The organism is Bradyrhizobium japonicum USDA 6, assembly GCF_000284375.1.
GTDB classification, from domain to species: Bacteria; Pseudomonadota; Alphaproteobacteria; order Rhizobiales; family Xanthobacteraceae; genus Bradyrhizobium; species Bradyrhizobium japonicum.
Map to the genome: position 1 here is coordinate 6,012,935 of NC_017249.1, position 20,101 is coordinate 6,033,035.

General features: G+C 65.8%; 17 protein-coding genes. 6 read left to right on the plus strand and 11 right to left on the minus strand.

Annotated features, from left to right (window positions below; all coding sequences use genetic code 11):
* Window positions 1-51 precede the first annotated feature (51 nt).
* Genes BJ6T_RS28595 through BJ6T_RS28615 form a run of 5 tightly spaced genes read right to left on the minus strand, consistent with a single transcriptional unit; the run spans window position 52 to window position 5,726 of the window.
* On the minus strand, window positions 52-1,182 hold the full coding sequence (locus BJ6T_RS28595; RefSeq protein ID WP_014496019.1) for an iron-containing alcohol dehydrogenase: 1,131 nt from the start codon (window positions 1,180-1,182) through the stop codon (window positions 52-54).
* 13 nt (window positions 1,183-1,195) lie between these two features.
* Window positions 1,196-2,233 carry a 4-hydroxythreonine-4-phosphate dehydrogenase PdxA gene (gene pdxA / locus BJ6T_RS28600; protein ID WP_014496020.1) on the minus strand — a complete coding sequence of 346 codons (1,038 nt, stop codon included), beginning with the start codon at window positions 2,231-2,233 and terminating at the stop codon, window positions 1,196-1,198.
* Entirely contained in the window at window positions 2,230-3,336 is a 1,107-nt protein-coding gene (locus BJ6T_RS28605) for a four-carbon acid sugar kinase family protein (RefSeq protein WP_028169800.1), read from the minus strand. The genes pdxA and BJ6T_RS28605 overlap by 4 nt, the downstream gene beginning before the upstream one ends.
* Before the next feature lie 2 nt (window positions 3,337-3,338).
* Window positions 3,339-4,778, minus strand: coding sequence for an FAD-binding oxidoreductase (locus BJ6T_RS28610; RefSeq protein WP_014496022.1), 1,440 nt, complete (start codon window positions 4,776-4,778; stop codon window positions 3,339-3,341).
* A gap of 27 nt (window positions 4,779-4,805) precedes the next feature.
* Window positions 4,806-5,726 carry a dihydrodipicolinate synthase family protein gene (locus BJ6T_RS28615; RefSeq protein ID WP_014496023.1) on the minus strand — a complete coding sequence of 307 codons (921 nt, stop codon included), beginning with the start codon at window positions 5,724-5,726 and terminating at the stop codon, window positions 4,806-4,808.
* 123 nt (window positions 5,727-5,849) lie between these two features.
* Here BJ6T_RS28615 and BJ6T_RS28620 point away from each other — a divergent pair, with 123 nt between their 5' ends.
* Complete coding sequence (locus tag BJ6T_RS28620) at window positions 5,850-6,671, plus strand: IclR family transcriptional regulator (RefSeq protein WP_014496024.1); 822 nt, start codon at window positions 5,850-5,852, stop codon at window positions 6,669-6,671.
* Between the two features lie 15 nt (window positions 6,672-6,686).
* Here the strand turns inward: BJ6T_RS28620 and rnz are convergent, their stop codons facing one another.
* The 5 genes from rnz to BJ6T_RS28645 all read right to left on the minus strand — a co-directional run bounded on the left by rnz (window position 6,687) and on the right by BJ6T_RS28645 (window position 12,456).
* Window positions 6,687-7,589 (minus strand): ribonuclease Z, encoded by a 903-nt coding sequence (gene rnz, locus BJ6T_RS28625; RefSeq protein ID WP_014496025.1) that lies wholly within the window; start codon window positions 7,587-7,589, stop codon window positions 6,687-6,689.
* 66 nt (window positions 7,590-7,655) lie between these two features.
* A complete protein-coding gene (locus BJ6T_RS28630) occupies window positions 7,656-8,639 on the minus strand; it encodes an antibiotic biosynthesis monooxygenase (protein WP_014496026.1) in 984 nt (327 codons plus the stop codon).
* A gap of 14 nt (window positions 8,640-8,653) precedes the next feature.
* The gene (guaD, locus tag BJ6T_RS28635) at window positions 8,654-10,051 is read right to left on the minus strand and encodes a guanine deaminase (RefSeq protein WP_014496027.1); all 1,398 of its coding nucleotides are present in this window, start codon (window positions 10,049-10,051) and stop codon (window positions 8,654-8,656) included.
* Between the two features lie 15 nt (window positions 10,052-10,066).
* Window positions 10,067-11,284 carry a multidrug effflux MFS transporter gene (locus BJ6T_RS28640; RefSeq protein ID WP_014496028.1) on the minus strand — a complete coding sequence of 406 codons (1,218 nt, stop codon included), beginning with the start codon at window positions 11,282-11,284 and terminating at the stop codon, window positions 10,067-10,069.
* Between the two features lie 398 nt (window positions 11,285-11,682).
* On the minus strand, window positions 11,683-12,456 hold the full coding sequence (locus tag BJ6T_RS28645; protein ID WP_014496030.1) for an alpha/beta fold hydrolase: 774 nt from the start codon (window positions 12,454-12,456) through the stop codon (window positions 11,683-11,685).
* Between the two features lie 150 nt (window positions 12,457-12,606).
* Between BJ6T_RS28645 and BJ6T_RS28650 the strand changes: the two genes are divergently transcribed.
* The 4 genes from BJ6T_RS28650 to BJ6T_RS28665 all read left to right on the plus strand — a co-directional run bounded on the left by BJ6T_RS28650 (window position 12,607) and on the right by BJ6T_RS28665 (window position 17,985).
* Window positions 12,607-13,257, plus strand: coding sequence for a GntR family transcriptional regulator (locus tag BJ6T_RS28650; protein ID WP_014496031.1), 651 nt, complete (start codon window positions 12,607-12,609; stop codon window positions 13,255-13,257).
* The gene (locus BJ6T_RS28655) at window positions 13,254-14,783 is read left to right on the plus strand and encodes an aldehyde dehydrogenase (RefSeq protein ID WP_014496032.1); all 1,530 of its coding nucleotides are present in this window, start codon (window positions 13,254-13,256) and stop codon (window positions 14,781-14,783) included. Before BJ6T_RS28650 ends, BJ6T_RS28655 begins: the two co-directional genes overlap by 4 nt.
* 77 nt (window positions 14,784-14,860) lie before the next feature.
* A complete protein-coding gene (locus BJ6T_RS28660) occupies window positions 14,861-16,228 on the plus strand; it encodes an MFS transporter (RefSeq protein ID WP_014496033.1) in 1,368 nt (455 codons plus the stop codon).
* 269 nt (window positions 16,229-16,497) lie between these two features.
* Window positions 16,498-17,985 (plus strand): amidase, encoded by a 1,488-nt coding sequence (locus tag BJ6T_RS28665; protein WP_014496034.1) that lies wholly within the window; start codon window positions 16,498-16,500, stop codon window positions 17,983-17,985.
* Between the two features lie 16 nt (window positions 17,986-18,001).
* Here the strand turns inward: BJ6T_RS28665 and BJ6T_RS28670 are convergent, their stop codons facing one another.
* Window positions 18,002-18,607: a TetR/AcrR family transcriptional regulator gene (locus tag BJ6T_RS28670; RefSeq protein ID WP_014496035.1), complete on the minus strand. Its 606-nt coding sequence runs from the start codon at window positions 18,605-18,607 to the stop codon at window positions 18,002-18,004.
* Window positions 18,608-18,808: 201 nt separating this feature from the next.
* Between BJ6T_RS28670 and BJ6T_RS28675 the strand changes: the two genes are divergently transcribed.
* On the plus strand, window positions 18,809-20,053 hold the full coding sequence (locus BJ6T_RS28675; protein WP_014496036.1) for an efflux RND transporter periplasmic adaptor subunit: 1,245 nt from the start codon (window positions 18,809-18,811) through the stop codon (window positions 20,051-20,053).
* Window positions 20,054-20,101: the final 48 nt, after the last annotated feature.

Consider the following 20,101-nt stretch of genomic DNA (forward strand, 5'->3'; position numbering starts at 1 on the left):
TCCTCTACTGTTACTGTTTTGTTGATTGGCTGCCGCGCGCGGCGGAGGTGACTAGAACGCGACCTCGTACATGTTCAGGATCGCATCCCGGCCGAGGTCTCGCGGATTATTGTCGAGCAGGCGGCGAATGGCGTGCGCCTCGTCGGCCATGACGCCGAGATCGCCCTTGGGCACGCCGAGCGCGGACAGCCGCATCTCGATGCCGAGGTTCTTGCAGAAATCGTAAGTGGCGTCGAATGCGAGCTTCGCATCGTTCTGCGCCGGCAGGCCGAGCGCCGCCAGCACCGCGACCGTCTTCGCCTCGACTGCCGGCATGTTGAAGGCCAGCGTATGCGGGAAGATCAGGGCGCAGGCGAGCCCATGCGCGACATGATGGCGCGTGCCCAGCGGATAAGCGACGGCATGCCCGGCAGTGGTGTTCACCGGCCCGAGGCAATAGCCACCATAGAGCGAGGCCAGGGAGAGACCCGCGCGTGCCTCGCGATCGCCGCCGTCGGCGACCGCCCGCTTGAGGTATTGCCCGACGAGCCGCGCGCCCTCGAGCGCATAAAGGTCGATCATCGGATGCGCTTTGCGGCTGGTGTAGGCCTCGACGCAATGCGCCAGCGCATCGACGCCGGTGGCCGCAGTGACCTCCTTCGGCACCGTCATGGTGAGATCGGGGTCGACGATGGCGATATCGGCCAGCATGAAGCGGCTCTGCACCGCCTGCTTGTTCTGGCTGACGGGATCAGTGACCAGCGCGCGGGTGCCGGCCTCGCTGCCGGTGCCCGACGTGGTCGGGATCTGCATCAGCGGCACGCTGCGGCCGGCGACTTTTTCCGGCCCAACGATATCGGCAAAGGCCACGTCGCTGGTGCAGAGCACCGCAACCAGCTTGGCAAGATCCATCGCGCTGCCGCCGCCGAAGCCGACCACGAGATCGGGCTTGACGTCGCGTGCCATCGCGACGGCCTTCTCGAGATTGGGCAGGTCCGGCTCGGGCTTCACGTCGCCGAACACTTTCACTGCGCCCGGCAGCGCCAGCGCGTCGACGCGGCGCGCATTGAACGGATCAGAAATCACCAGCGGCCGCCTGGCGCCGATCCGCTCGGCGAAGCGCGCAGCAGCCGTGATGGTGCCGTTGCCGAATTCCAGGATGGTGGGACGTTGGATTTCGATGGGCGTGAAGGCGTTGGTCATCGTGCGTTCGATCTCATGACTTGGAGGCGGAAGCGCCAGCGGAGAGCCGCTCGGCATAGTCGATGGCCTCGATCAGGCTGTGCTCGTTGGCGATGCCCTTGCCGGCAATGTCGAAGGCGGTGCCGTGATCGACGGAGGTGCGGATGATCGGCAGGCCCAGCGTAATGTTGACGCCGGAGAGCTCCTGCCAGCGGCCGGTCGCAGGATCGACCTGGAAGCCCAGCAGCTTGACGGGGATGTGCCCCTGGTCGTGATACATCGCGACCGCAGCATCGTACTGGCCGGCGCGCAGCTTGACGAAGATGGTGTCGCCGGGCACCGGGCCGACGACGTCGAGGCCATCGGCGACGGCCTTGGCAATCGTTGGTGCCGAAACGTCGATATCCTGCCGGCCGAACAGACCGCCCTCGCCCGCATGCGGATTGAGCGCGGCGATCGCAATCTTGGGCTTGGCGATACCGAGCCGCAGCAAGGCCTCGTTGGTGAGATCGATCACCATGCGCAGACGCTCCGGCGTCAGACGCTTCGGCACGTCTTCCAGCGCCACGTGGGTCGAGACATGGCTGACGCGCATGTTGCCGTGGGCGAGCAGCATCACCGATCCGCGCACGCCGGTGAGGTGCGCCAGCATCTCGGTATGGCCAGGGAAGTGATAGCCGGCCTTGTTGAGTGCTTCCTTGTTGAGCGGCGCGGTGACGATGGCCGCGGTCCGCCCGGCCTGGGTCAGACGCACGCCCTGCTCGATCGCCTTGTAGGCAAAGCGGCCGCCATCGGCGCTCAACACGCCGGGCTTGATCGGGGTGCCCTCGACATCGGCCTGGAGGAAACAGAGGTTCGGCCAGTCAGCATCGTCGGCACTCACCTCCGGAATCGCAACGGCAGCACCGAGCGCGGCCTTTGCACCATCGAGCGCGGCACCGCTGCCGATGATCAGGATGCGCAGATCGCCTTTCGCAATCCGGTCCTTCAGCCCGACGCAGGCCTTGACGATGATCTCCGGGCCGATTCCGGCCGGATCGCCCATGGTGATGGCAAGATGACGAGAGGTCATGTCGGGCTCCCCAAATTCAGCAAATGATTGTCTCGGAGCAGATCGCGCCACAGCTCGCTGGTGCCGAACGCGCCGGATTTCGAGATGACATCGACGCCGGCCCAGCGGCCGCCTTGCAGAATCGAGCGCGGTAGCCCCGGCACGATACGCCCCGTCACCTGGAGCGCATGCGCGCCGAGCGCAACGCATACGGCCTTCAAGGTCTCGCCGCCAGCAACGATCAAGGTTCCGGGCGGATTGAGCACTGCAATTAGCGTTGTCAGCTCGCGCGCGATCCGCTGGGCGGCCTCGGCGCGCGAAAGGCCATCCGCGAGCGCGAATTTCACCAGGGCCACGCCGTCGTCAGCCAGCTTGCGTTGAACGCCTGCGCCCCCCTCACCTTCGGCCAACGCGATGGTGGCTTCGCCGCATGCTGCGAGCTGGGAGGCAGTGGCGGCCTGGTCGGAACCGAACAGCCCGAGCACCGGCCGCTTCAGCCGGCTCGGCGCATCGGCGCGATGGCCGCGGGCGAGCGCGCCGGCCAGCCCACCGCTTCCGCACCACAGCACCGGCCCCGGCATCTGCCGCGCCATCTCGACCACGCGATCGAGGTCGATGTCGCTCTCGGCATCGAACACCTGAACGCCACCTTGCCCGAGCGTGTCAGGGCCACCCTGTCGCGCCTCGATACCTTCCAGTTTCAATTGGTCCAGCAGGTTGTCGCCGACGCGATGCCAGTCACCCTGTACAGTGCGCGCGAATTGCTGGCCGCCGACGGTGCGGCGTCCCTGATAGTCGAAGGCAGGCGCGACCACACAAGAGGCCCAATCGCCGCCGCGCAGGCAGGCGCCGAGCTCGGCCGCCCAGGCACCGCGGAGCAGGCTATCGACCTTCTTGTAGGCGATCGTCCCACCCTGAAGCTGCGGCGCCAGCCGTCCGACGATCTCGACGCTGTCGGCTTTCGACCGCTCGCGGGTGCCGCTGTCGATCGCGAGGCTTTGCGCGCCTGGAGTCGCGGGCGAATCCGCCCAGGTGACGTCGAACGGTCCGCACAGGCCGACGAACTCCGCCGCGGTGTCGAGTGCGCCGGTGAGATCGTCGGCAAGCAGGCGCACGACCGTCATCGTCATGCTGCTCCCGCGCCAAAGATCTTGCCGGGATTCATCAGGCCGCTCGGATCGAGCAAGCGCTTGATGCCGCGCATCAGCTCGATATCGAGCGGATCGGCGACACGGGCCAGCCGCACGCGATTGGTGATCCCGATACCGTGCTCGGCACTGATCGCCCCGCCCTGCGCCGCAGTCTCGTCGTCGACGATCTCATTGATTTGCGCCACCAGGGCGGCGGTCGTCGCCGGCTCCTGACAATGCGCACGATCGATCAGGGCGATCACGTGGATGTTGCCGTCGCCGATATGGCCATGCATCACCACGCGGGCATGCGGTACCGCGGCCATAATTCGCGCTTCGACATTGGTGACGAAGTCCGCCTGGCGCTCCAGCGGCACAACGCTGTCGTGCGAGACGACGTAGCCGCTGCGCTTGTTGCCTTCGGACACGCTGTGCCTGACGGCCCAGATCGCCTTCACCTGCGCGAGGTTGGAGGCCAGGATGACGTCTTTGGCGATGCCGGCCTCCATCGCATCCGCCAGCGCCGTGGCGAGCGGCTCGTCGAGATCGACGCCCGCGAGCGTGTCGGTCAGCTCAACGATCAGATACCACGGCGTCGTCAGCTCGAACGGGATCGTGACGTGCGGCACAGTCTCCGCGATCGCCTCGATCTGCGAGCGCGACATGATTTCGAGGCTGCCGAGCCGGTCGCCGACCACACCGCGCAGGCGCTGCATGATCTCGAGTGCCTGCGCGACACCCTGCAATTTCACCAGTGCCAGCGCCGAGCTGCGCGGCGGCGAGAACAGTTTCAGCACCGCCGCGGTGACGATGCCGAGCGTGCCTTCCGCCCCAATGAAGAGCTGCTTGAGCGCGTAACCCGTGTTGTCCTTGCGCAGCGCGCGCAGGCCGTTGAAGATACGCCCGTCGGGCAGCACGGCTTCGAGCCCGAGCACGAGATCGCGCGTCGGGCCGTAGCGCAGCACGGCCGTGCCGCCGGCATTGGTCGAGATGTTGCCGCCGATCTGGCAGGAGCCCTCGGCACCCAGGCTCAAGGGAAAATAGCGGTCGACGTCGCGGGCCGCATTCTGGACCTCGGCGAGAATGCAGCCGGCCTCCACCGTGATCGTGTTGGCGAGCGGACTGACGTCGCGCACGGCGCGCATGCGGTCGAGCCGGACCACGACATTGCCCGCGTGATCGTCCGGCGTCGCGGCTCCGCACATGCCGGTGTTGCCGCCTTGCGGCACGATCGCAAGGCGCCTGTCGGCGCAGTACCTGACGACGGAGGCGACCTCGGCGGTCGAGCCGGGCTTCACCACTGCGACCGCGCGGCCGCGATAGCGCCCGCGCCAGTCCACCACATAAGGCTCCTGGTCGGCTCCGGACGCGATGACGTGCTTGTCGCCGACGATCGCGGCGAGCCCGGCCAATGCATCCTGGAAAGAGTCGGACATCAGATCGCCTCGTCGTCCGTACCGAGCTTAGGCGGAGGCTGCGAATGCCGCAGCATTCGCAAGCAGCTCCTTCAGCTGGTCCGGCTGCAAGGACTCCAGTGGCGGCCGCAGGCGCTGCCAACCGGCATGCTTGGTGCGATCAGCCGCAAGCGCCTTCAGCGAGGCCATCTGCGGAAATTGCGAGACCAGCTCGCGCGCCTTCACGATGCGCGCCTGCGCCGCCTTGAGCGCCGGATCGTCGTCGCTGTCGCCAAAGTGCTTGAAGACATAGGCAAGACTGCGCGCGACGACATTGGAGGTCGCGGTGATGCAGCCCGCGCCGCCCTTGCGCAGCAGCGGCAGCATCAATGGATCGGCGCCGCCGAGGACTGCGAAGCCGGGGAAGCGTTCGACCATCGCCGTCATGTTGGCGAAGTCGCCGGACGAATCCTTGATGCCCGTGAACGTGGCCGGATAGGCCTTGCGCAGCCGCTCGATCAGCCCATGCGAGATCGGCTGCGCCGACATCTGCGGGTAGTGATAGAGGACGACTTTCAGACGCGCATCACCGATGCGCTGCACCACTGCGCTGTAGGAGGCAAAGATGCCGTCATCGGTGACGTTCTTGTAGTAGAACGGCGGTAGCATCACCACCGTGTCGACGCCGACCGAGAGGGCGTGGCGCGTCAGCGCGATGGTGTCGCTGAGCGCGGCAACGCCGGTGCCGGGCAAAAGCCGCCGCGGCGCGATGCCGGCGGCCACCACCGCCTCGAGCAGCGCCGTGCGTTCGGCCACCGAAAAGGAGTTCGCCTCACCCGTCGTGCCAAGCATCGCGATGCCGTCGCAACCTTCGTCGAGCAGATAGCGACAATGGTCCACGAAGCGCGCATGATCGGGAGCAAGCTCGGCGTCGAGCGGCGTCAACGCGGCGGAGAACACGCCATGAGGGTGCAGCGATGATGTCGACAAAACTTCCTCCGATCGTCCGAACGTTGTTGTTCGGAATGCGAACATTTGTTATTTACTGGTGCAGTCGTAAAATCAGCTTGGCCCGACGTCAAGGGCATGGCTGTCATGGCGGGGCATTCGAGCATGGCCAAGGCTGCAAAGCGCATAGCGGAATCGTCGCTGAAAAACCCTAAAAACCACGTCGCTTCCGTTGGGAAGGCGTTCGCGGTGCTCAAGAGTTTCAGCAGCGAGGCCTTCGAGCTGACCCTGAGCGAGATTGCCGCACGGGCCGATCTCGATCGCGGGACGGCGTTCCGCCTGATCCAGACCCTGACCGAGCTCGGCTATCTCCAGGGCGTTCCGCAAAGCCGCCGGTTCCGTCTCGGCGTCGCCTGTCTCGACCTCGGCTATACCGTGCTGTCGCGCGGCTCGTTGCGCCCGATCGTCGAGCCGCTGCTGCGCGACCTCGTCCCGGCGGTCGGCGATGCGGCATCGCTCGGCATTCTCGATGGCGGCGACGTGATCTATCTCGCGCGCGTCGGTGCCGGCCTCGACCGTCACAAGATGGACCGCCGACCGGGCACGCGCATCCCCGCCTACAGCGCCGCGCTCGGCCATGTCATGCTGGCGCATCTGCCACGCGACCAGCAGATCGAGCGGCTCGAGTTGCGTCCTCGCGTAAAACTGTCGGAGCGAACGCTGACCGATCTCGATGCACTGCTCGCCCGGCTCGATCAGGTGAAGAAGAAAGGCCATGCGGTCTCCGACGGCGAGAATGCCTATGGCCTGCGCACACTGGCAACGCCGATCTTCGACGCTCAGGGTTTTGTGATCGGCGGCCTGAGCGTCACGGTCGATGCGATGCGCATGGACATGGCGGCCTTCCGCGACGAGGCACTGCCAAGGCTGATGCAGGCGACGGCCCAAGTCCAGGATCTCGCGATCAAGTCGGGATTGACGAGCTGAGTGCGGTGATGGTGATTAGATCACGATGTGATCGAAGTCGGCGGCGATCCGCGTATTCGGAAACACCTTTGTCGCTTCGGCCAATATCTGTTCATCCTCGTACCGTCCTGACATGTGGACCAGCACGAGCTGCTTGACGTTGCTGGCGGCGGCAAACGAAGCGGCTTCGGTGGCCGTGAGATGGCCGTAGGCCCGCGCGGTCGCGGCGTCACGATCGAGGAACGTCGCCTCGATCACCAGCATGTCGGCGTCGGCGGCATGTCGAGATAGACCATCCGTGGTTTCAGTGTCGCCGACCACGACGAGCTTCCTGCCGCCGCCTGGCGGGCCCAGGACGTCCTCCGGATCGATGGTTCGACCGGCGATCACGACCGGTCGTCCGGCGGCCAGCTCTCCGCGCATCGGCCCGTCCGGGACACTGAGCGACGCGAGGCGCTCGGGCAGAAGGTGGCGGCGCGCGGGGCTTTGGAAAGAGAAGCCAAAGCTGTCGGTGTCGCGGTGGCGAACCGGAAAGCAGTCGATGGTGAAGTCGCCGGCATCGATGACTTGCCCCTCGGTCAGCGGTGCGAACGCCACAGGGATCGGCGCCCTGCCCGCGCCCCACAAGCCGGCGAGCATGCGAACGACGATGTCGAGCGTGCCCGGGCCCGCATGAACGGTCATCACGTCCGAACTCTGCCGCAACCCCAGCGTCGAGAAGAGACCGGGGATGCCGAGCACATGATCGAGATGCCCGTGCGTCAGCAGGATGCGGTCGAGCCGGCGAAAGCCGGCGCCACTGCGCAGCAATTGGCGCTGCGTGCCCTCGCCGCAATCAACCAGGATGCGCTTGCCCGCGGCCTCCACCAGGAGGGCCGGATGGTTGCGCTCCACTGAGGGAACGCTTGCCGAGGTGCCGAGAAATGTCAGGGCGAACATGGTCGTCAGCGTCCAGAGACCGACCTCTCCCCGACAGCACCGCAACGGTCCGCACGGTGGATGGCCTCACCGTCCCCAATGCCATGCGAGCAGCAGCGCGTACAGGCCCATCGAGCCCGCATAGAGCGCGGCAAGCAGTGCATATCCCGCGATCTGGCGGCCGAGCGCTGCCTTCGGCTTGATCCACCAGTCGAGCGCCCTGAAGGCGGCCGGCACGAGAAACCAGCCGAGCAGCTGGGTACTCACGAGATTGCCGACGAACAGCGACAGCCAGACGGGCACGCCGTGGCTGTCGATCAGCGGCGCGCTGACGAAATAGCCCCAGAGATAGACCACGGGATAGAGCACCAGCAGGACGATGAGGTTGCTCTTCCAGATCAAGCCAGGCCCTTGCTCCGGCGCCTGCGTCTTGCCGGCCGGGAACCAGAAATTGAAGCCGTAGCTTGCCCGCTTCACGTTCATGCCGGCGTTGAAGCGCGCGCCTTCCTCAAGCAGCGTCTGCCGCAAGGGCGAGTCGAGCCAAGCATTGAGGTTGGCATCGCTGTCGAACGACAGGATGACGATCCACTCGTCGTGCAGGCCCGGAATCGGCCGCTCGATCTTGTGACGCAGGAACCCCCTGAACTCGGCCTCGGCGGCCTGGATGCGCTGCTGCCATTTGAGGAACGCATCCTCGAGTCCATCCGGCACCTTGAAGGAGATCACGGCGGAGACAGCGCTGTCGCGCTGAACGCCCGTGTCGGGAAGGATATGGACGTCCTCCGACCCGACGAAGAAGCGCTGCACGTCCGCGATCAGCTTCGCTCGTACCTCGCTCTGAAGCCAGGCGCGGGCGGCGGCCGGATTCGCGAAACGCAGGATGGTGACCCAGTCCACATGCGCCGGCGGCTGCGGCGGCACGACCTCCTGGCTGAGGAAGCCGGGCCACGCCTTCAGCGCCTCGCCGACCTCGCCGTTCCAGCGCGCGAACGCGGCAAAGCCGTCGTCGGCAATGCGGCGCTGGATGACGAGGGCGACCGCCTGGGCCGCCGGATCCGGAGATGCGCTCATCGCGACCGTCCGCTTCAGCTCTGCTTGTAGAGACGCTTGCCCATCACCCAGGTCTCGTCGACGCACCGGTCGTCGCCGACCATCATGACGGAGAACAGCATGTTCGCGGCGTCGTCGACCGTGCGCGGACCAGCACCGTCGGCGATCAGCGACTGGTGCCAGGGTTGCGCCAGCTGGCCGCCGTTCGGATCGAGCGCGACGAAATCGGCTTCCTTGCCGGGCTCGAAATTGCCGAGCTTGTCGTCGATGTAGAGGCCTTCGGCACCACCGAGCGTGACCGACCAGAAACCGCGATAGGGCGAGAGCTTGTTGCGCTCGGCTTCCGCAAGATCCTTGCGCGCCGGATCGATGCTGCCGTCGAGCATCGTGTTGTTGCACATGCCGACCTTGTAGGCGTCGTCGAGCACGGAGATCATCGAGAAGCGGTTGCCGCCGCCGACGTCGGTGCCGAACGACATCTTCACGCGATGCTCGGGATCGGTGGCGCGGCCGAGGCGGAACAGGCCGCTGCCGAGGAACAGGTTCGAGCACGGGCAGAACACCACCGCGGCGCCCTTCTTCGACATGCGGTGGAACTCGTTGTTCGAGAGATAGACACCGTGGCCGCCGGAGAACTTTGGCCCGACCAGGTCGAACTTCTCGTAGACGCCGAGATAATCCTGGCAGTCCGGATGCTCGACCAGCACGCCGCTGCATTCGGCCGGGTTCTCGGAAATATGGGTGTTGACCCAGCAGTCCGGATGCTCGTGCTTGAGGCGCTGACATGCCTTGAGCAGCTCCGGCGAGGCGCCGAAGGCGAAGCGCGGCGTGATGGCGTAGAGGTTGCGGCCCTTGTTGTGGTACTGCGCGATCAGCCGCTTGCTGTCGCGATAGAAGTTTTCGGGCGTGTCGATGAACTCGGCCGGCGCGTTGCGGTCGATCCCGGTGAGGCCCGCGATCACGCGCATGTTGCGGCGGGCCGCTTCCTCGAACAGCTCTTCGGTCGCGACCGGTGAGGAGCTGGTGAAGGCCTGGCAGGTGGTGGTGCCGGCGGCGAGCAGAGCGTCGAGAAAACGCTTCACGCCCTCGCGCGCGTAGTTGCGATCCTTGTACTTGATCTCCTCGGGGTAGATCGACTTCTGGAGCCACGGCAGCAGCTGCTCGCCATAGGCACCAAGCACGCGGGTCTGCGGCAGATGGATGTGGCCGTCGATGAAGCCCGGGACGATGATGCGGTCCTTGATATGGGTGATCTCGACGCCCGGATGCGCAGCGGCAATCTTGTCATGGGGACCGAACGCCTTGATGACGCCGCCCGTGACGACCATGAGGCCGTCCTGATGGAAACGCGCAGCAGCCTGCTCGTTGCCGATGTGCTTCCAGGGATCATCGACGAAGTCGAAGAATGTGCCGCGAATACCGACGGTGGTCATCAATGGGGTCCTTCCTTAAGTCTGTGTGGCGTGGCGTGCCGCAGGCAACGAGATCGCAAGCAGCGTGCCTGCGACGGCGCAGAGGCCGAGATAGAGCCAGCCGATCGGCGCCTGGGTCGCTTCGGGCAACACCGCCGCGATCGCCATGGCGCCGCTGACCGCGAGATAGCAGAGCGCGCTGATGAGGCCGCCGATCAGGCCGTGGTCGCGCTCGAACAGGCCGAGCGCCATGCCGTACATCATCGGGCACAGCACGCCGCAACCGCCGAGCACCAGCGCGCCGCCGATCGTGATCGACGCAAAATCGAGACCGACGGCCAAGCCGGTCGCGGTCAAGACGACGGCGCCGGCGAGAAACAGCGCGAAGGCGCCAAAGCCCATCACCCGGGCCGGCATGAAGCGCGCGAAATGCGCGCAGCCGAGCTCGCCCGCGAGATTCACGCCGCCAAGGCCGAGCGCGACGAGGCCGTAGATGGCCGCGGAATAACCGAGGCCGGTCTGATAGAAGAACGGCGCGACGACGCCGAACGCCAGTTGCGCGCTGGCCGCGGCGGCGAACACCAGCACGAAGGCCAGGAAACCCGGACGGACGAGCGCCTCGCGGAGAATGCTCGCCGTGCGGCGCGGATCGAACGGCGCGCGTCGCTCGGCCGGCAGCGTCTCGGGCAGAAGCAGCACGACGATCGCAGCGACGATGGCCGCGGCGATGGCGATGATGACGAAGACCCCGCGCCAGGATGTCAGCTCGACGATGAAGCCGCCGGCCGCCGGTGCGAGCACGGGCGCAAGCCCCCAGGCGGCGCCAAGCAATCCAGAAATCGCCGTGAGCTCGCGGCCGCGAAAGCAGTCGGCCGCAACCGCATAGGAAACGACGAGGCAGGTGCAGCCGCCGATGCCCTGCAGGAAGCGCAGCGCGAGCAGCAGCGATGCGCTGGTGGCCAGCGCACAGGCGATGCTCATCGCGATGAGAACCGATAGCCCCGCGAGCAGGACGTTACGGCGGCCGAGCGTGTCGGAGGCGATGCCGACCGGCACCAGCGCCAGACTCATACCGAGCATGTAGGCGGTGACGGTGTTCTGCATCGACGCGGAATCGGTTGCGAGATCCACCACCATCTGCGGCAGGCCCGGCGTATAGGCATCGAGCGGAATCTGGCTGAACGGCACCACGCATAGCAGGATCGGCACGATCCCGCCCTTCGCGCGACCAGCGTCCGAAGCAACTGCAGTCATGGCTCACGCCCCCTCGATGCCCGCGGGTCCCGTCTTTTCGTGCGCGCAATGAGAGGCGACGATGCAGGTTGCGGATATTGGCGCGCGGAGCGTGCCAGAACTGTGTGTAAAAACTCTTAGGGAGCCCGCCTCAATGCGGGCGGCTGATGCTCTGGTCCTCGCTGCCCCGGGGATGCTCCAACAAAAAATGCGAAAACAACCCCATGCACAGTACAAATCATTGAAGAATTTCGCTCCGGCATGGCGCGAGCCTGGCGCAGAGGACGTTTGACACGTCGGGCAACACAGGCGCAGGATTGCACCATCCCCGCTTGTGAATTCACCGCCGCACAGGAGCCATTAACCGCTCGGAAGGCATCGCCGTTTCGAGCGCAGGGTCGGCATCGGTCAGGCGCAGATCAAAGCAGGAAGCCCTTGAGGGCTCCGAGAAACTGTCGCGGCGACTGAAGCTGCGGCACGTGCGCGCAGCCGGGAATGACCTTGAGTTCGGCGCGCGGCAAACCGGCAGCCAGCTCGTGCGACATTGGCGGAGGCGTCGCTTCGTCGTGCTCTCCGACCAGAACGAGGGCAGGAACTTTCACCGCGGCAAGTTCGGGGCGGAGATCGAGGCTTGCCAACGCGTCGCATGCGCTGCGAAACACATCGGGATCGGTCCGCAGAAAAGCTTCACGACGATCCCGCATCAGTTCGGGATGCCGCTCCTGAAACTCGGGCGCAAACAAGCGTCGCATCGCAACGTCAGTGATCGCCTCGAGGCCCTTCTCCCGCGAGACCATCGCCATGTTGCGAAACGCCTCGCGGCCGGGCTCCGAGAACGCCGCGCCGCAATCGGCGAGAACCAGCTTGCTGGCGATCTCCGGGTGCCGGATCGCCATCTGCAAGGCCACGAAGCCGCCATAGCCATTGCCGAGCACGATCGCGGGCGCACGGCCCGCAGCCTCCTTCACGGCCTCCGCCATCCTGTCCGCGACAACGATGAGCCCGCCCCCGACCGCGCGTGAGCGGCCGAACCCCGGCAACTCCGGCACGATGGTGCGAAACGACCCTTCAAGCTCGAGCACGATCGCATCGAAGCTCGCGCGGTCCGACAACAGCGAGTGGAAGAGAAACAGCGGCGGCCCCTCGCCCGATTGCGCGGCGTTGACGGTCCCGTTGGCAAGAAGCCTGTCCATGTCCGGTCTTTCCTTAACTTCGGGATCAAACCCGTTCGCGTGCCGTGGAGGCCCCCGATTGATAAATCAACTGTCAGGGAATTCAAGCATTTGGCTCTTGACGTGAAATATCAGGATTGTCAGATTAAAGCCAACGAGGTTCCTGGAATCATGCTTTTGCGCGAAAACATCTACGATCTTCTCAGATCTGATATTTTAGCTTGCCGCTTCGCTCCGGGCGATGAAATGCGCGAGCAGGATCTGGCCGAACGCTATTCGGTGAGCCGCCAACCGGTTCGGGATGCGCTTTTGAGGCTGCAGCGCGAGCACCTGGTGACGGTGCAGCCGCGCCAGGGCTACCGGGTCACGCCGATCTCGCTGTCGGACGCCCGCGACCTTCTCCGCTTCCGTCTTGCGCTGGAGCCGGCCTGCGTCGCTGAGGCGATCGAGAGCGCTCCCGACAGCGTCCTGAAATCGCTCGATGAATTTCGCCGCTTCTCCGGCGACCACGAGGACTTCATCGCCTACAACCGCGGCTTCCACTCCGCGCTGGCCCATGCGTCCGGCAATCGCCGCATGGCGACGGCGCTGTGCGACCTGATCGGCCAGGCCGACCGGCTGGTCCGCGTCAGCGTGTCCAATCTGAAGGGTCACGATCCGGCAAAGCTCGTCGCCGAGCACGTCGCCCTGATCGACGCCATGCAGAGCCGCGAAACGCGAACCGCGGCGCGCATCATCAAGGCCCATATCGGGGCCACCGAAAAACGCGTTCTGCCGGCGCTCAAGCGCAACGCCGTCATCGTCGAGGAGAGATCATCATGAACATTCCGTCGAAATCCGCGTCGATCGACGTCGAAACCCATGGCAATTTCATCGACGGACGTGAAGTCGAAGCCGGCCACGGCGCGATGCTCGACGTCCGCAATCCCGCGACCGGCGACGTAATCGCCCGCATTCCCAATTCGACCGCCGAGGACATCGACCGCGCGATGAAGAGCGCGCGCGCGGCGTTCGAAGGCAAAGCCTGGGGCGGCATGGACACCCGCGCGCGTGCCAGACTGGTCAACAGGCTCGCCGATGCCTTCGAGGCCAATCTCGACAGCCTGTACCGGCTGGAAACCCTCAACAACGGCCGGCCGGTCAACGAGACCCGCGCCCAGCTCTCCCGCCTGCCCGATTTCTTCCGCTACTTTGCCGGCGTTGCGCTGGCGCGCCGCGACTCCGTCATCCCCGTCGAAGGCGCCTATCTGAACTACACGCTCCGCACGCCGATCGGCATCGTCGCCAATTGCACGCCGTTCAACCATCCCTTGATGATCCTGTGCAAGTCGCTCGCCGTGGTGCTGGCGACCGGATGTGTCACCGTGGTCAAGCCGTCCGAATACACGCCGCTGACGACGTTGAAGCTCGCGCAGATCTTCACCGAAGCCGGCCTTCCGCCCGGCGTCTTCAACATCGTTCTCGGCCTCGGCCAGAGCGCCGGCAAGATGCTGGCCGAGCATGCGGACATCAACAAGCTGGTCCTGACCGGCGGCACCGAGGCCGGCCGCATCGCCGGCAGCGCCGCCGCAAAAGTGTTCGCGCATCAGACCATGGAGCTCGGCGGCAAGACGCCGGTGATGGTGTTCGACGATTTCGACGTCGACCGCGCCGTCAACTACGCCGCGTTCGGCGCTTTCATCGGCGCCGGACAGACCTGCGTCTGCGCCTCGCGCCACATCGTCCAGGCCTCGATCTATGACGAATTCGTCGAGAAACTGCAGGCCAAGACCCGCACGATCCGCGTCGGCGATCCCTTCGATGCGAGCACCCAAATGGGCCCCGTGATCTCCGCGCGGCAGCGCGACCGCGTTCTCACCTACGCAGGCTACGGCCACGAGGATGGCGCGCGTCTCGTCACCGGCGGCGTTGCCGCGAAGGTGCCGGGCCACGACAACGGCTATTTCGTCGAGCCGACGGTGTTCGCCGACGTCACATCCGACATGCGCATCTTCCAGGAGGAAGTGTTTGGTCCCTTCACCTCGGTGACGCCGTTCAAGGACGAGGCCGATGCGCTTCGGCTTGCCAACGACTCGCCGTTCGGCCTCGCGGCGGCCATCCGCACCCGAGACGTCGCGCGCGCGCATCGCGTCGCCGCCTCCGTCAAGGCCGGCATCGTCTGGATCAACGATCACCACCGGCTCGACCCGGCCTCGCCCTGGGGCGGCGTCGACGATTCCGGCATCGGCCGCGAATGCGGCACCGAAAGCTTCAACGACCACTTCAACACCAAGAGCGTGATGGTCGCGACCCACGAGCAGCCGTTCGACTGGTATCGCGACACGGCCAACCAAAAGCGCCTGAACTAGCAGGAAAACGACAAGCGGCCGACCGCCCATAGAAGGCGGGCCGCATCAACCAGAACAGCAGTCAAGGGAGAGCGTATATGTCGACATCGGTGAACGCAGGCAGCCGTCTGGATCGGCTGCCGATCGGGCCATTCCACCGCCGCATCATGCTGCTGATCGGCATCGGAATGTTTTTCGACGGTTTCGACATCTATATCGCCGGGACCGTGCTCAGCGTCACGCTGAAGACAGGCTTTTCGACCCTCGCCCAGAACGCGGTTTTCATCTCCGCGACCTTCGTCGGCATGATGCTGGGATCATTCGGAACCGGCTTCCTCGGCGACCGCTACGGACGCCGCTTCACCTATCAATTCAATTTGCTCCTTTTCGGCGTTGCCTCCCTTGCCGCGGCGTTCTCGCCGAACATGGCTTTCCTGATCGCCTGCCGCTTCGTGATGGGCGTTGGGTTAGGTGCGGAGAACGTCGTCGGCTATTCGACGATGACGGAATTCGTGCCCGCGCGCACCCGCGGCAAATGGCTCGGCTTCACCACCGTGTGCGTCGTCACCGGCTTGCCCGTGGCGCTATTGGTCGCGTCCGTGGTGGTTCCGCAATTCGGCTGGCGCTCCATGTTCGTGCTCGGCGGCGTCGGCGCGCTCGTGGTGTGGTACATGCGCAAGTCGCTGCCGGAATCGCCGCGCTGGCTGGAAGCGGTGGGACGCACCGCTGAAGCAGAAGCACTGATGCAAGCCATCGAGAAGGAAGCGGCACAGGGCCAGCCCCTGCCTCCTCCCGCGGTCACGACACCGGCCCCGGTCGCTGCCGATCTCGGCACGCTGTTCACCGCACCTCTGCTGTCGCGGATGATCGTCGGCGCCGTCTGCCTGATCACGATCAACACCCTGCTCTATGGCTTCGTGACCTGGCTGCCCGTGTTCTTCGTCAAGCAGGGCCTCTCGATCGCGACCTCGTTCGGCTATTCGCTGTTGATGGCGCTCGGCGCTCCGATCGGCTCGGCCATCGGTGCGTTGACCGCCGACCGCTGGGGCCGGAAGCCGACCATCATCGGCGCATCCCTGATCACGGTGGCGCTCGGAATTCTCTACCCCATGATCTCCGACCCGATCCTGCTGCCGGCCGTGGGCTTCGCGCTGACGGTGCCGATCTATGTGCTGGTCGCCCTCCTGTTCGGCATCTACATCCCCGAGCTGTTTCCGACCGAGGTCCGCCTGCGTGCGTCCGGCATCGTCAACACGCTGGGCCGCGGCGCCACGATCGTCACGCCGTTCCTCGTTGTCTCGCTGTTCGAGACGCGCGGCGTGGCGGGCGTCATGGCGCTGATGATCGGGCTGCTGGTGGTGCAGATCATCACGGTCTGGGCGCTTGGCATCGAGCCGCGGCATCGCAGCCTCGAGGAGCTCAAGGCGGAGGAATCCGCTTCGCCGGTCTTGAAGGAAGCCTCCTGAGGGGCTGCCGGACGAGCACGGCCTGCATGGTTCGAGACGCCCGCCCTGGGCGGGCTCCTCACCATGAGGGTCTGATATCTCGCCGCAAAACGCGATCTCATCCTGAGGGCCCGCCGCAGGCGGGCGTCCCGAAGGATGGGCCGCAGCGTCGTAGCCCGGATCAAGCGATAGCGTAATCCGGGTCATGCATCCGCGTCGGGATATCTCCCGGATTGCGCTACGCTCCATCCGGGCTACAAGGTCTCAGCCGGGATACAATGGAGCTCGTGATGACCGCAGATGCCGCTGACCTGGACTACGGCTCGATCAGCACACTTCTGAGCGCGCTGCACGCGCGCAAAGTGTCGGCGTCCGAGTTGCTCGCGCATACGATCGCGCGCATCGAGGCGCTGGACGGGCGCATCAACGCGATCATCGTCCGCGATTTCGATCGCGCGAGAGAGGCCGCGCGCGCCGCCGATGCCGCGCTTGGCCGCGGCGAGAGGCTGCCGCTGCTCGGCATTCCCGTGACCTTGAAAGAACCGTTCAACGTCGCCGGCCTGCCGACGACATGGGGCTTCCCACATTTCAGGGATTTCATGCCTGCGGAAGATGCCCTTGTCGTCTCGCGGTTGAAGGCGGCAGGCGCCGTCATCATCGGCAAGACCAACATCCCGATCGGCTTGCGGGATTTCCAGAGCTACAACGACATCCACGGGACCACGAACAATCCGTGGGACCTCGGCCGGTCGCCCGGCGGCTCCTCCGGCGGATCGGGCGCAGCGCTGGCCGCAGGTTTCGGTCCACTCTCGATCGGCTCGGACATCGGCGGCTCGATCCGGGTGCCTGCGCATTTCTGCGGCGTGTTCGGACACAAGCCAAGCCTCGGCCTGGTCCCGCTGCGCGGCTACAGCCTGCCCCCGGCACCGCCCGTCCCCGGCCAGGGCGATCTCGCGGTCGTCGGCCCGATGGCGCGCACCGCCTCCGACCTCGCGCTGGCGCTCGACGTGATTGCCGGCCCCGACGAGACGCGCGACGGGATCGGCTATCGCCTGGCCCTGCCCGCCCCGCGGCATGACCATCTCAAGGATTTCAGGATCCTCGTAATCGATACGCATCCGCTGATGCCAACGGGCGATGCCGTGCGTTCAGCCATCGGGCGATTGGCCGACCGGCTCGACAAATCTGGCGCGCGGGTCGCGCGCGCAAGCACGGCACTGCCCGACCTCGCCGACTCCGCACGGCTCTACATGAAGCTGTTGAACGCAGCGCGAAGCCCGCGCCTGACACCGGCCGCCCTCGCAGAGGCGCAAGGAGTTGCCGCGGCACTCTCGCCCGACGACCGCAGCCTGCAGGCCGAGCGCTCCCGCGGCTGGGGCATGATCCATCGCGACTGGCTCGCGATGGACGCGGCCCGCTTGCAGTTGCAGCAGCGGTGGCAGCAGTTCTTCCGCGAGTTCGACGCGGTGATCTATCCGGCTGCCGCCGTGCCGGCCTTTCCGCACGATCATTCCGAGCCGTTCGACGCGCGGCAACTGGACATCGACGGAAAGCTTCATCCCTATGCCGATGCGTGCTTCATCTGGGCCGATCCCGCTTCGACCTGCGGACTGCCTGCGACAGCCGTTCCAATCGAGCGCACGCCCTCGGGCTTGCCGATCGGCGTCCAGATCATCGGGCCTTATCTCGAGGACCGCACGACGATTGCGCTGGCCGGACTGATTGAGCGCGAGTTCGGTGGCTTCGTGCCGCCGCCGTCGCTGCAATCCTCAAAATGACAACGGCCGGCGGCCGTCACGTTCTGTCGGCCGACTGCGCCTCGACCGCCTGCACGGCCACGATCGCCACCTGCCGCAACGCCTCGCGGTCGGAGCCTGAGGACGCCATCACGCCCATGCCGACCGAGACGGCCGAGACGTAGCGCGCGAGCGCGGCGGGATCGGAGCTCGGCTTGAGATCGCCTTCGGCCTTGGCGCGAACAAAACGGTCGCGGAGCTGGTCTTCGTTCTGGGCGCGGCGGGCGGCGAGCTCGAAGGGGACGTTCTCGGAGCCGGTGCCGCAGGCGATGCCGCCCTGCACGAGCAGGCAGCCGGGCGGATTGGCGGGATCGGTCTGCTTGTCGGCGATGCCCATCAGCATCCGCTCGGCGACGTCGCGGGCGGTGGGTGCGGCAACCACCTCGTTCATCCAGACGCCCCGCAATTTGGTGTAACGGTCGAGTGCGGCCTTGAGCAGGCCTTCCTTGTTGCCGAAGCAGGCGTAAAGGCTCGGGGGATTGATGCCCATGGCCTCGGTGAGCTGGGCAATGGTGGCGCCCTCATAGCCATGGCGCCAAAACACTTCCATCGCCTGGTCCAACGCCGTTTCGGCGTCGAATTCGCGGGGGCGTCCCATGCCCATGTGCCTGTCTCCTCGGAATTCACGTTCTGCCTGAAGCTTAACGCCGAATCCTATCTATTTGTTCTAGCTTTATTTTCTCTGCCGTCTTCCAATTCTTGCGGTATGCCGCTACAATTTTCTTAGTGAATGGTACATAAGTATCTTGCACTGCGACATCCAGCTCCACATCTGTAGTGAACACTACATATCTGGAGCGCGCAAATGCATCCCTCGCAAAACTCCCCCCGCACCGGCCGTTTCCGCCGCCTTCTCGGCGGCGCCGCCATTGTTGGCGCCCTCGCCGTGGCCGGCTCGATCGCGACCGGCCACTACTTCCGTGCAGCCCAGGCCACCGCAACGGCCGCCGCTGCCGAGCAGGCCGTCCCTGTCACGGTCGCGCTGATCGAACCGAAGCAGACGGTGCTCTGGGACGATTTCTCCGGCCGGCTCGAGGCCATCGACCGCGTCGAGCTTCGTCCCCGCGTTGCCGGTGCGATCCTTGCGACCAACTTCACCGAAGGCGCGCTGGTGAAGGCCGGCGACGTGCTGTTCAAGATCGATCCGGCGCCTTACGCAGCGGAGGTCGACAAGGCCAACGCCCAGCTCGAGGCTGCCAAAGCGCGCGTCGTGTTCACCCAGAGCGAGCTCGAGCGCGGCGCGCAGCTGGTCGGCAACGCCGTGGTCACGCGGCGTGACTACGACCAGCGCGACAATGCCAATCGCGAAGCCATCGCCAACGTGAAGGCGGCCGAAGCGACGCTCCAGACCGCAAAGCTCAATCTCGACTACACCGAAGTGCGTGCGCCCGTGGACGGCCGCGTCGGCAAGTTCGAGATCACCGTCGGCAATCTCGTCGCCGCCGGCACCGCCTCCCCGGTGCTGACCTCGCTGGTGTCGGTCAATCCGATCTACGCCTCGTTCGATGCGGATGAAGAGGTCGTGCTGCGCGCGCTGAACTCGATCGCGGATGCCTCCGGCCAACGCGGCAAGCTCGACCAGATCCCGGTGGAAATGACGACATCCGGCGGCCTCTCGGCGAAGGGCCACATCCAGCTCATCGACAACCAGGTCAACGGCCAGAGCGGCACCATCCGGGTCCGCGCAGTGTTTCGGAACGAGGACGGGCGTCTCATCCCCGGCCAGTTCGCCCGCGTACGCATGGGCCAGCCGAAGCAGCAGACGCTGGTGATGATCGACGAGCGCGCGATCGGCACCGACCAGGACAAGAAGTTCGTGATGGGGGTCGGCGACGACAGCCGTGCGGTCTATCGGCCGATAACGCTCGGCGGCTCGGTCGACGGCCTGCGCATCGTGACGGCGGGGCTGAAGCCCGGCGATCGCATCATCGTCAACGGCCTGCAGCGCGTGCGTCCGGGCGCCCTCCTCAAGACGGAGGTCGCGGCGATGGGTGCGCGTGGACCGCAGCAGGCTTCCAACCACAGCAACCAGGACGTGGTGCAACGCTAGTTACATCATTCCGGGCCGCGCGCCCGGAATGACCAAGTCATAGCGACC